Origin of the sequence: uncultured Mucilaginibacter sp., from assembly GCF_903913935.1 — a bacterium.
Lineage (GTDB): Bacteria > Bacteroidota > Bacteroidia > Sphingobacteriales > Sphingobacteriaceae > Mucilaginibacter.
In genome coordinates, this window is record NZ_CAIWNH010000518.1 from 1 (window position 1) to 10,542 (window position 10,542).

Sequence of the window (10,542 nt, forward strand, 5' to 3'; positions counted from 1 at the left end):
CCCGGCCTATGCTCCATAGCGGGTTAATAAGCGATTTGATATTCGCCGTGTATAAGCCTTACAGGCTCGTTACGCACCGGCGAATACACCCAAACCGCATCGTTATATTTATGATCCCACTCTTTGGGGCATGGTACGGTGTCAATTAATTCGCCACCGCCAGGTAAACCAAAGAGTGATATATGTGGCCCTGACGTTAACTTAACCCGCCCATATTCCTTCGTTGCCGCGCAGCTTGTATTGCGGCCCTCTATTTCGATAAATTCAGAATCATGGGTTGATTTGCCGGTTAGGCCGCAATTTTGGCAGCGGTATTCATCGTAAAACCCCATGTCATCTATCAGCGGAGATGGGTTTACTTTTACAAACTGGTGCAATGATTTATGAACGTGCATCATATCCTGTTTTCTCCTTTCCTCATTTGCTTTAAGGCCCGGAAAAACATACTGAACAGGCAGCATACAAAGGCCGCAATTGCCAAATACATCAACACTACCATAGCGTCAACAAAGCCGACCACGCCAATTAAAATCCCTATCAGTAATGCAGCTGATATAAGGAGGTCTCTTTCTGATTTTTTTCATTTTTTTTTATTTTTTATTTGTTAATACTTGTTTTAAAGTCTCCCCTACCGGGGGAGATTTAGAGGGGGCTGGCTTAAATAACTACGCTGGCGAAATTGAGGTTGATCAGCTTCCACTCGGTTTTAACCTTTTGGTAAAAGCGGATGTAATCTTTGCTTTCGGATGGGTTCCAGCTTTCCTTTAACAGGCGAATACCTGCTTGCCAGTTTTCGTCCTGGTAGGCATCTTCCATGCTGTAAAGCTTTTGCACCAGGTTAATATCAAGCGCTCCCTTTTTGCGCTCCAAAAGGCTTGTGATTAGCTGGTGGGTAGTGGGATCACCGGCAAACTGCTTGTTTACAAAGTCGATGATGTGCTTTTCGGCCTGTACTGATCTTTCGTCAAACCCGCCGCGTTCCTGCTTTGAATACTCTATCCTAAAGGCCTTATCCGCGCTTTCAATAGTGAAATTGCCGTCACCGTCAGCATGGCGCTGGCTATACTCCTGCAACAGGGCGTACAGGGTTTGCATGTCCTCAAATGCGGTTTTTTTAAAGGCCCGTAGTAAGCTGTTCATGTGGATTGCAACTCCGCATAAACCAGCGATAGTTTCCTCTTTTAACCCCTCGTAAGCGGTTCTTTTTTCGTTTTGCTCCCTGGCCTTGCTGGCCCGGCGCTGGTTTAACAGGGCTTCTAATTGATCGTCTGTTAATTCGTCTACTGTTGCTGTAATGGTTGTCATGATTATTTATTTAAAGTTTTTAAGATGCTTTTTGGGATACGCGGCCAATAATGTCGTTGATCAGTATTTCGTCGTAACCGGGGTTAAAAACCGTTGGCTTACGGCAATGCACTACCAGCGCCAATCCGTGCGATAGGTGTATTTGCAATTTGTAAGTGCGTTTAAAGCAGGTATGAACGGCTGATAGTTTGTGCAGCAATTCGGCCAGGCTGGCTAACACCAGCTTATCTGTATCGCTTTTGGTATAGCCGAACTGCATGGTATGTGCCAGCGAGAATTGCAGGAAGCCGATCAATTGCTCCATGTCGCTGCTGGTAAGTTTTAAGGGGAACTTATTCATCGTATCCACCCTTCTTCATTTTCTCAACCCCGTCCAAAAGAAAGGCCTGGTATTGTTGTTTAAAGCTTTCGATAATGCGGTGGTTTTGGATGATGGTATGTTCGGCCACGTAACTTTCGCGGCTTACCTTGCCGTCTATCAGCTTCATATCAATCATATACCATACTTTGCACCACCAAGTCCAAAAGGCGAAGCTGTTACGTATGATATCCCCATCGTACCCGTTATCGGCGCTGTTTAAATCAATAAACTGCATGCCGCCTTTATGCTTTAACATGGTTATATCGTCCCGCTCCAGGCGTAAAAGCTGATGCACTAAATAACCCGCCGTAGTGCCGCCAACGTCCTGGCGCATTCTGTGTAAGTCTGTTTGGTTAATCATTCTCTATTTTTTTAATTTCTGCTTTGGCGTTGATGGTTAGGTAAGTGTAAAATGTGCTTATGCCGATTAAAAACCGGGGGTAGATGATGTTGGCATGTATCCATACATTGCTACGGCCCTGGGCGTTGTTTTCAGTATATATTTGCTGAATGATCAATACCCGTTTGTAATAGTTAAGCTTATTTTTCTGTACCTTTTTATCCATTCGCTTTTCTTAGTTATACATTGCCAGTTTAATTTCCGACCGTTGTTTCTCGCTCCGCTTTTTAGCCATCGACGCGATCTTTGGCACCAGGGCCTTTAGTTCGTCCACGTTTAATTCATACAGCAGCTTACCCGCCACGCGCTTGTCAAGCATAAACTGGTTTACCTTTGTCCAGTCGTTATTTGTGGCGTATATGCCGTACTTATTCAACTGTACAATTACATGGCTTCGCCAGGCTTTGAGGCCCTGTTCGGTACTGTATCGGTTGGTGATCCCCTTGGCCAGGCGCTCCAATAGTTCATCCAGCTGCTTGTCGGTTAAGTCGCGGCTGCTTTCCACACCGTACTGGCCTACGATCTCCTTTTTACAGTCGATCACATTCAGCTTAAGCAATACCTGGTGAAGGGCTTGCAGCTTTTTATTGCGGGTTTGATTCGCATTCATAGTGGTTAGAATAATGATGGTTGAATACTTTTTTTAGCGCTCTTAGGGGTGAAGAGCGTTTTATGATATGGCTGATCCAGGTAACGGCTCATTACCGTCATTTGCCCTGTCTTAATAAAAACCTTTATATCGGCCTCGTGCAGTAAGTCGTTCGCCCGGTCGGTTTTACCCAGGTCGGTGCCAAAGCTTACCATCATAATGGCCAGTTTCCGTTTCTTAAACATTTGCTGGAGTTCGACAAGCTGATCGAAGGTGAAGCCGCTGCGTTGAACGCTGTCAACTATTACCAACCTATAGTGATTGGCTTTGATCTTAGCAACCATTTTGGCAAAGCTTAGCCGGTTGCCAACGAACAGGTTTTTATGGCCTATATTAAACTTGTTTGCCCTATCCTGAAAGGTTTTATTAAACCCTTCCTCGTGCATATTGTAAAGCACCTTACCAACTTTGCCAGCGTAATGGTTGGCAAACTTTAGCATCCATACCGACTTGCCTGAACCGCTGGGGCCGTAGGCCATGCCAACAAAGCGGCTTTCCATTTCGCCCAATGCTTCAATGTATTCGGGATCAAGCGCCAGCAGGTCGTATGTTTTAGCCTTTAGGGTGTTGATGTTGATCACATCGTTTCCCTCGTAGACGGAAGTCTCTTTTAACCTTACAACTATCGCCGGATCATACTGAATAGCAGCCGCGCTGCCTTCCAGCTGAACGCTGATTTTATAGACATCAGCGTCAGGGCCATCACCACTATAAGTGACCTTATAAATAGTTCCGGGCTTGCCATCAACCAATACCGGCGCTCCCTTTTTTATCCATTTTTGTCTCTTTATCATGGCTTAAGCTATTACAGATGGATAATTGATAGATACAGATGAGCAAAGCGCTATGCGTATTGCCACCAGGCAGTCAGATATACCCCTGAAAGTGGGTTTATTGTGCCAGGCAAAGCGTTTCATTGCCGGTTTGTTATTACGGCCCATTACAATGTCAAGGGCTTCGCCGCTAAGGCCGTTAACCTTTAATATCTGTTCGGCTTCGCTATCGTTTGGCGCGGTTAATTCGTAGGTAAGGAAAAACAGGCGGTCGAGCGTTTCACTAAACAAATGCTTGTTTTTATTGGCACCTTTAATCAGGTTCATCATAAAATAAGGCGTACCTGCGAACACAATGCCGCAAATCCCTTTGAGGGCGGTCATTAAGTCTTTTATAACCGTTACCCGGTAATCTTGCAGGCTGCTTACTTCGTCAATAAGCAACAGGCAATCCTTACCTGTAAGGGCTTGCTTTATTTTATATACCTGTTGTTTGATAGTGCCGTCATTGGGGATATTAAGCACGGTGCAGATGGCCGAAAGAAACTGTTTGCGGGTGGTGATCCCTTCGCAGTTAACGTAAAATACCTTATATCCTTTATTGCTTTCCTGGTAGCGTTTAAACCACTCCAATCCTGCTGTTTTTCCGTAGCCACGTTCGCCGGTTAACGGTATAAATACCTTGTTTTCGTAAGCTTTTTGACTGGCCTCACACACCTTTTTAAAGTTTTCGGTAGGGATAAGCTTGTATCCTTCGGTGTTATTGAGGTATTTAATGATGATATTCCAGGTGTTTTCGCCCACAATACCTTTTTTTTGCCAGTCGTTTAATACCTGGCTGATCATCCCGCCTGTGATCCCCAGCCGCTCAACTGCAAATTTGTTATTGCTTAATCCGCTGTCTTTAATTGAGAGCCTTAGCTGTTCAATGATTTGTGCCTTTTCGTTAGTTTGCATACATTTGATTTTTATTTGTTAAGCCTTCCTTACAGTTGGCGTAAATGGCCCCTTTGCAGAGGGGTCGTTTATTTTTATGAGTACAATACTTTGGGTTCGCGCACTACGGCCGCTGATTTATTGAATAGATATTCCGTATAGGTATCCTCGTGCATTGGTGATACCACTACTTTTATATTTTTACCAAACGACCTACAAACGCAGGCTATAACACCAGGGCTATTGACAGCCGCATCTTCGTCTGATGCGATGAGTTCTGGAAAGAATCCAATACAGTTAAATGGGGAGTTTTTTGCAATTCGAATAACTTCGACAATGTACTTTTTCATGATTTTTTTATTTAGTGATTTTTAGTAGCTTTCGTTCCAGGTCGCTCATATCATTCATGCCATTCATAGCATCCTGTAAAGCGCTTTCCACCTGGTTGTAACTTGTTTTATCCTGTAGGGCGTAGTGGCTTATGCCATCGGTTCCGGTAGCTTTGTAGCCATTGGCCTCCATTAAAATTCTTTGCCTTTGTAGTTCGGCCTGGGCGAACTGCCAGCCAAACTCCTCCTGCTTGTTGCAGAAATCTTTTATCATCGCTGATTCGCCCTCTTTGTAATCGGCCACACAGGCGGCAAACAATTCCTTTTCCCTGGCGATAGCTACCTGCTTGCCGTCCTTAAACAGGATACAGAATTCGGGTTTCTCAATATTGATGCGTACCTGGAAGCGTTTGCCCAGGTTGTTTTGTTGAAATGTAAAATCGTATTTACCACCCTCATCAGGCACGATAAAGAAATGATCTTTCTTTTTGATGGTGATCTTTATACCTGCATTGGTATACTGGAAACCGGCCGGGTTAGGGTGTGCTAATTCAGCCATAAACAGGCTGATCTTATCAAAGTAATTGACCTTATTACGCCCGGCAGCTTCCTTATCATAGCGCTGTATCTTGCTTTCGCCGATAAAGAAACCATACGCGTCACGCTCTTCGCCACGGCTGTTCCATTCGGCCACGGCTTCGTAAAAGTCTTTTATAACGCGTTCCTGGTTAGGCAATAGTTCGGGGTTCTTTGCCAATTGGGCCAGCAGTTCGGGGTTGGCCTTTGAGTTGGGTGATTTGGTTGTAACGTTACCGCCTTTAAAGTTTGCCAGCTTGTGCAGCACCCTTTATTGCAGGTGGCCGGTAAAGGTTTCGATGTATTTTGACTGGCCTGAATACGGGCGGCAACCGAAGTGTACCCGTGTCATGTTTTGCATCAGGCCGATCACCGCGCCGCTTACGTTGGCGGATGAATTATCATACTGTAACTGGAACGGCGTATAGTTTCTGAACTCAACTGCCTTTTGCAGCGCCTCAGTCACCAGTGATGATGTTTCGGTAAAGGCTACCGAAGCGCCCAGGATGGCTGAACTATGGGCATCAGCTACCAGGTACACATACAGGTCGCTTTTAATTTTACCGGCAGCATCACGATAGTAAAGCTGCATGGTAGTGCCGTCCATTGTCCAAAGCGCATCGGGCCTGGAGATTTCGCGGCGGGTTGATTGCGCCCTGTAGGCAAGGTCACCCTCATGTTTTCCGTGCCGGTTATAATACCATACACGCTTATATTGGGGTTTGTTTAAGTGCTGTTTAAATAGCGATACGGTAAGCATTGGCAAGTCCATGCTTTCGGCCTTGCTATTGTACTCCATCCCGATGTCTTCAAAGGAGAGTTTATTGCGGTTGCTGGCTAAGTCCATCAGGATGGCATGGGCCAGCGGGTTCATTTTGCCACGGTTGTTATTACCCATGAGGCCGGTAATGAGTGATTGAATGCCGGTGGTATTAAACAGCCTGGCGTTACGGTCGAGCACACGCTCGTTATTGATGGCTTTTTTAAACTTAACCATGCCTTTGCCTTGTTCGGCCATTACATGGTTAAATACCGCTTCCTGGAAACCGGTTATTTTATCGTAGCCCATTTTACGGGCTTGTTTAACGTCAATCTGATTGAGCAAACGCACCCAGGCGGCGGCACGTGCTATACGGTGAACATCTGTTTTATCATAGTAGCCGGTACGGTCTAATGCTTTAATGTCTTCCGGTTCAATTGATAATAGTTCGGGTATTTGGTTGTTATAAGCCTCTAATTCGATGTTACGTTTAGCGGCGATGGTGTTGGAGGCGTATAGATGGGGGTCAATACCCTGGCATAATAGTTTGGTGATCCTTATTTTATAGTCAGCCTTTAACCCATCGAAATGTATGTATACTTTCAGCCCGTCTTTATGATGCGGCCAGCAATTAACGAGGCCTTTGCGCTGGCGTTTAAGTCCGTCCTTTATCGTGTTTATTGAAACAGCGATCAATTCCAGTTCCTCGCAAGTAACACAGAGGGTTTGTTTAGATTGATATGGAAGGTATACAGGCATGTGCTATTGTTCGGGTGTAAGTAATTCTTGCAACATAATTTCGCGCATGCTAATGACCTTTGTCAATACTTCTACCAGGGCATTAAAGTGCTTTGAATTGGGCCTTGTAAGCGCTTTTGAAGCGTTGTTTGGGCTGATTCCAACCACCGTTGCGGCGGTGTTTAAATCGCCCGGCTGCATTTTAATTTTGATTTGTTCGATTTCCATTTATATATTTGTCATTACGATGTGACAAATATTGTAAGTATTTATTACAATTGCAAGAAATTATTACAAATAAAAAATTGAGTATCCACGAGCGCATAAAAGGTATTAGGGTTACTGCTGGATTAAGTCAGGAGGGCTTTGCCGAATCTATCGGACTTCGTAGGGGAAACTATGCGCAAATTGAATTGGGAAACCAATTACCGACACTCGAAACAATAAAGATAATTGCAAGAAATTATAACAAATCTTACGGCTGGTTAATTGATGGTGATACCGCCGTTTCTGATGCACACCTAAATGCACACCTAAATGCACACCTAACCGAAAAAAACGGTACAAAAACGGCAATACAGGCACCTACCATCATTACGCTGGATAGGGATGAGAAAGCGATCATAACAGTGGTGGGTACAAGGGTAGCGGCCGGGTATTTAAACGGCTATGGTGATCCCGAATTTATTGAGAAGCTGCAAACCATATCAGCGCCTGGTTTTACGGGCGCATTACACCGTGGATTTGAGATTAAAGGGCATTCTATGCCGCCGATACATCCCGGCGCGATCTCAATAGGGCGTTATGTAGAGAAGTTGAGTGACATAGCCAACAGGCGGGTATATATTATAGTCACAAGGACGGACGGAATAGTCATAAAACGCGTTATAAACCGCCCTGACGAAGGCAAATTGATACTTATATCAGATAACCCGAACAAAAGAGAATACCCAAATTACACCGTAGATTACGAAGACATCATTGAACTATGGTATTGGAGAGCGGCGTTTATAAGGGAGTTGCCTGATCCTTCCGCTTTATATGATCGTATGAATGATTTAGAGGCCGAATTAACGCTTATAAAGCAATCTGTAAACCAAATACAGGGCAAAGGCGGCTCACAAATTAAACTAAATGGATGATTACTTTAACGCCAGTTAAACATCTACAGGATAATTAAACTTTTCCGGGCCACATTATTAAAGTACTATTCAACATCAATTAAACTTTTTACACGATTGGAATCAGAAATTTTTCGGGCAAAAAATAATAAAAAGTGGCACTGACGTGCTTTAAAGGCGGAAAGTGGTATAGAATTGCATATCTAATAACTTGTACTATTCGTTTAATCCCCTATATAAGTGCATTCTTTATCGCATTTTCTACCCTGCTTAATACATTGTCATCCGCTGGCTTAACAAATGCTTCGCCGGTTATCTGTTCATAAAGCTCAATATAGCGCTCGGAGATGGATTTAACGATCTCATCGGTCATCAATGGCACCACTTGTCCGTCTTTGCCCTGGAAACCATTTTCTATCAGCCATTTCCTTACGAACTCTTTGGAAAGCTGTTTTTGCGGCTCTGTTTTTGCCTGGCGTTCTGCATACCCATCACTATAGAAATACCTTGATGAATCGGGCGTATGGATTTCATCGATCAGGTATATATTACCATTGGCTTTGCCAAATTCATATTTGGTATCCACCAGTATTAAACCTTGTTTTCCGGCTATTTCGGCGCCGCGCTGGTACAAGGCCCTGGTATAATTTTCAAGCTGTTCATAATCCGCAGCAGCAACAATTCCCCTGGCCAATATCTCTTCTCTCGAAATATCTTCATCATGCCCAACGGCAGCCTTGGTGGTTGGGGTAATGATGGGCTCAGGCAGCTTATCGTTCTCTTTTAGTCCTTCCGGTAAGCTTACACCGCATACCTGCCGCCTGCCTGCGCTATATTCACGCCAGGCATGGCCGGCTAAATAACCTCGAATCACCATTTCAACCTTAAAAGGATCGCAAATCCGACCGATAGTAACACTGGGATCAGGTACGGTAACTACCCAGTTTGGCACGATATCAGCCGTAGCCTGTAAAAATTTAGCCGCGATCTGGTTCAAAACCTGCCCCTTGTAAGGTATAGGTTCAGGCAGTACCACATCAAAAGCTGAGATCCTGTCAGTAACCACCATTACCAGGTATTTATTGTCAATAGTATAAACATCCCTTACCTTACCCTTATAAAAAGCGGTCTGACCGGGAAATGTGAAGTGTGTTTCTTTGATTGATGTTAGTTCATGGTTCATAGTTCATGGTTCATAGTGTTAAAATGAGTTTTTCAATGCTGTTATCATCTTAACTAAAATTTCATATTCATTATATAAAGCCTTAAAGTTTTCTTCGTTAATAAAATTTCTTCTTTTTGTTATAAATAAACAACTAACTACTTCTATAGCCGAACGAAGTGAATAACTTAAAAAAATTTTATAAACAGATTTACTTTGACCTGTAGAGCCTTCAGCGATATTTAGGACAACGGAATCCGCCGCTCGTTTTATCTGTGAAGTTAAGATGTATATTTCATCTTTAGGGAATTTCTTGGTTAATTGGTTAATCTGTTCACCTAAGTCCATGGCTTTTTGCCATACCTGCAAATCTTCAAATCTAAATGCCATTTTTACTATGAACCATGAACCATCAACAATGAACTCCCTATTGAATATCCCCGTATGCTGCTAAAATTTTTCTTACCAGTTTATGTCTTACAACGTCTTCGCCGCTCAGGTAAACAATTTCAATTCCGCCAATGTCGGTTAGTATGCGTAACGCTGTATGCAAACCTGATTGCTGTTTTTTTGGCAAATCTATCTGGGTTACGTCGCCGGTAACGATAAATTTTGCTGATGGCCCCATGCGGGTCAAAAACATTTTCAGCTGCATGTCTGTAGCATTCTGCGCTTCATCCAAAATCACAAAACAGTTATCTAAAGTACGACCGCGCATAAATGCAAGCGGAGCAATTTCAATGGTCCTGTTTTCCAGGTAGAACTTTAATTTCTCAGCCGGGATCATATCATCCAGCGCATCATAAAGCGGACGCAGGTATGGGTCGATCTTTTCTTTCAGGTCGCCCGGTAAAAACCCGAGGTTCTCCCCTGCTTCAACAGCCGGTCTGGTTAGAATGATCCGTTTTATATCTTTGTTTTTAAGCGCCCTCACAGCAAGGGCAACAGCTGTATAGGTTTTTCCGGTACCGGCAGGGCCGATAGCAAAAAGGATATCGCTTTTATTGATGCATTCAACCATACGGCGCTGATTGGCGGTACGCGCCTTTACCATCACGCCATTAGGCCCGAATACGATCACCTCGCCGCTGGCAAATTTGTCTGCCGAATTATCGGGCAACGGTATATCAGAAGCTTTGTGCCCCAAAATACGTTCCAGATCGGTTATATTAAGGTTTTCGTATTTTTCAACATGCTGCAGCAAATGCGAAAATTTCTCTTGAAATATCTTGATCTCGTGGTCATCCCCCAGTATCTTAACTTCGTTGCCCCTGGCCACAATTTTAAGTTTTGGATATTGCTTTTTAATGATCTCGAAATGATCATTATTTGGCCCCCATAAAACGGCGGGGTTTATTTGTTCAATTGATAATTTAAGTTCGTTCAATACTAAATGATTAATTTGTTCCTGATTTTTATGAATTAAATTGAA

Annotated in this window: 16 protein-coding genes; 1 reads left to right on the forward strand and 15 read right to left on the reverse strand. The window is 43.7% G+C overall.

Annotated features, from left to right (window positions below; genetic code table 11):
* Positions 1 to 23 precede the first annotated feature (23 nt).
* The 12 genes from QZY09_RS20870 to QZY09_RS20925 form a co-directional block, all read right to left on the reverse strand.
* Positions 24 to 461, reverse strand: a complete 438-nt coding sequence (locus QZY09_RS20870) for a hypothetical protein (RefSeq protein WP_295675676.1) — start codon at positions 459 to 461, stop codon at positions 24 to 26.
* 196 nt (positions 462 to 657) lie between these two features.
* Positions 658 to 1,305, reverse strand: a complete 648-nt coding sequence (locus QZY09_RS20875) for a DUF3164 family protein (RefSeq protein WP_295675678.1) — start codon at positions 1,303 to 1,305, stop codon at positions 658 to 660.
* 19 nt (positions 1,306 to 1,324) lie between these two features.
* Positions 1,325 to 1,645: a hypothetical protein gene (locus QZY09_RS20880; RefSeq protein ID WP_295675680.1), complete on the reverse strand. Its 321-nt coding sequence runs from the start codon at positions 1,643 to 1,645 to the stop codon at positions 1,325 to 1,327.
* Entirely contained in the window at positions 1,638 to 2,027 is a 390-nt protein-coding gene (locus tag QZY09_RS20885) for a hypothetical protein (RefSeq protein ID WP_295675683.1), read from the reverse strand. The genes QZY09_RS20880 and QZY09_RS20885 overlap by 8 nt, the downstream gene beginning before the upstream one ends.
* The gene (locus QZY09_RS20890; protein WP_295675685.1) at positions 2,020 to 2,232 is read right to left on the reverse strand and encodes a hypothetical protein; all 213 of its coding nucleotides are present in this window, start codon (positions 2,230 to 2,232) and stop codon (positions 2,020 to 2,022) included. Before QZY09_RS20890 ends, QZY09_RS20885 begins: the two co-directional genes overlap by 8 nt.
* Before the next feature lie 9 nt (positions 2,233 to 2,241).
* Positions 2,242 to 2,676 (reverse strand): hypothetical protein, encoded by a 435-nt coding sequence (locus QZY09_RS20895; RefSeq protein WP_295675687.1) that lies wholly within the window; start codon positions 2,674 to 2,676, stop codon positions 2,242 to 2,244.
* Between the two features lie 5 nt (positions 2,677 to 2,681).
* Positions 2,682 to 3,509 (reverse strand): hypothetical protein, encoded by an 828-nt coding sequence (locus QZY09_RS20900; RefSeq protein WP_295675689.1) that lies wholly within the window; start codon positions 3,507 to 3,509, stop codon positions 2,682 to 2,684.
* A gap of 3 nt (positions 3,510 to 3,512) precedes the next feature.
* Positions 3,513 to 4,445 (reverse strand): ATP-binding protein, encoded by a 933-nt coding sequence (locus QZY09_RS20905; protein WP_295675690.1) that lies wholly within the window; start codon positions 4,443 to 4,445, stop codon positions 3,513 to 3,515.
* Positions 4,446 to 4,519: 74 nt separating this feature from the next.
* The gene (locus tag QZY09_RS20910) at positions 4,520 to 4,774 is read right to left on the reverse strand and encodes a hypothetical protein (protein WP_295675692.1); all 255 of its coding nucleotides are present in this window, start codon (positions 4,772 to 4,774) and stop codon (positions 4,520 to 4,522) included.
* Positions 4,775 to 4,781: 7 nt separating this feature from the next.
* Positions 4,782 to 5,597 carry a hypothetical protein gene (locus tag QZY09_RS20915; RefSeq protein WP_295675695.1) on the reverse strand — a complete coding sequence of 272 codons (816 nt, stop codon included), beginning with the start codon at positions 5,595 to 5,597 and terminating at the stop codon, positions 4,782 to 4,784.
* 3 nt (positions 5,598 to 5,600) lie between these two features.
* Complete coding sequence (locus QZY09_RS20920) at positions 5,601 to 6,848, reverse strand: transposase family protein (RefSeq protein ID WP_295675697.1); 1,248 nt, start codon at positions 6,846 to 6,848, stop codon at positions 5,601 to 5,603.
* A gap of 3 nt (positions 6,849 to 6,851) precedes the next feature.
* Positions 6,852 to 7,055: a hypothetical protein gene (locus tag QZY09_RS20925; RefSeq protein ID WP_295675699.1), complete on the reverse strand. Its 204-nt coding sequence runs from the start codon at positions 7,053 to 7,055 to the stop codon at positions 6,852 to 6,854.
* Positions 7,056 to 7,132: 77 nt separating this feature from the next.
* Here QZY09_RS20925 and QZY09_RS20930 point away from each other — a divergent pair, with 77 nt between their 5' ends.
* Positions 7,133 to 7,969, forward strand: coding sequence for a helix-turn-helix domain-containing protein (locus QZY09_RS20930; protein ID WP_295675701.1), 837 nt, complete (start codon positions 7,133 to 7,135; stop codon positions 7,967 to 7,969).
* Positions 7,970 to 8,180: 211 nt separating this feature from the next.
* On the opposite strand, the gene QZY09_RS20935 is transcribed toward QZY09_RS20930, so the two are convergent.
* Genes QZY09_RS20935 through QZY09_RS20945 form a run of 3 tightly spaced genes read right to left on the reverse strand, consistent with a single transcriptional unit; the run spans position 8,181 to position 10,497 of the window.
* Entirely contained in the window at positions 8,181 to 9,131 is a 951-nt protein-coding gene (locus QZY09_RS20935) for a phosphoribosylaminoimidazolesuccinocarboxamide synthase (RefSeq protein ID WP_295675704.1), read from the reverse strand.
* Positions 9,132 to 9,149: 18 nt separating this feature from the next.
* Positions 9,150 to 9,500 carry a four helix bundle protein gene (locus QZY09_RS20940; protein WP_295675706.1) on the reverse strand — a complete coding sequence of 117 codons (351 nt, stop codon included), beginning with the start codon at positions 9,498 to 9,500 and terminating at the stop codon, positions 9,150 to 9,152.
* A gap of 37 nt (positions 9,501 to 9,537) precedes the next feature.
* Complete coding sequence (locus QZY09_RS20945) at positions 9,538 to 10,497, reverse strand: PhoH family protein (RefSeq protein WP_295675709.1); 960 nt, start codon at positions 10,495 to 10,497, stop codon at positions 9,538 to 9,540.
* Between the last annotated feature and the right edge of the window lie 45 nt (positions 10,498 to 10,542).

Bases quoted from the DNA above. Each gene is read 5' to 3' on its own strand.
- QZY09_RS20935 (WP_295675704.1), bottom strand. From the start codon at position 9,131: ATGAACCATGAACTAACATCAATCAAAGAAACACACTTCACATTTCCC.
- QZY09_RS20925 (WP_295675699.1), bottom strand. From the start codon at position 7,055: ATGGAAATCGAACAAATCAAAATTAAAATGCAGCCGGGCGATTTAAAC.
- QZY09_RS20895 (WP_295675687.1), bottom strand. From the start codon at position 2,676: ATGAATGCGAATCAAACCCGCAATAAAAAGCTGCAAGCCCTTCACCAG.
- QZY09_RS20940 (WP_295675706.1), bottom strand. From the start codon at position 9,500: ATGGCATTTAGATTTGAAGATTTGCAGGTATGGCAAAAAGCCATGGAC.
- QZY09_RS20870 (WP_295675676.1), bottom strand. From the start codon at position 461: ATGCTGCCTGTTCAGTATGTTTTTCCGGGCCTTAAAGCAAATGAGGAA.
- QZY09_RS20880 (WP_295675680.1), bottom strand. From the start codon at position 1,645: ATGAATAAGTTCCCCTTAAAACTTACCAGCAGCGACATGGAGCAATTG.
- QZY09_RS20885 (WP_295675683.1), bottom strand. From the start codon at position 2,027: ATGATTAACCAAACAGACTTACACAGAATGCGCCAGGACGTTGGCGGC.
- QZY09_RS20910 (WP_295675692.1), bottom strand. From the start codon at position 4,774: ATGAAAAAGTACATTGTCGAAGTTATTCGAATTGCAAAAAACTCCCCA.
- QZY09_RS20900 (WP_295675689.1), bottom strand. From the start codon at position 3,509: ATGATAAAGAGACAAAAATGGATAAAAAAGGGAGCGCCGGTATTGGTT.
- QZY09_RS20875 (WP_295675678.1), bottom strand. From the start codon at position 1,305: ATGACAACCATTACAGCAACAGTAGACGAATTAACAGACGATCAATTA.
- QZY09_RS20920 (WP_295675697.1), bottom strand. From the start codon at position 6,848: ATGCCTGTATACCTTCCATATCAATCTAAACAAACCCTCTGTGTTACT.
- QZY09_RS20890 (WP_295675685.1), bottom strand. From the start codon at position 2,232: ATGGATAAAAAGGTACAGAAAAATAAGCTTAACTATTACAAACGGGTA.
- QZY09_RS20905 (WP_295675690.1), bottom strand. From the start codon at position 4,445: ATGCAAACTAACGAAAAGGCACAAATCATTGAACAGCTAAGGCTCTCA.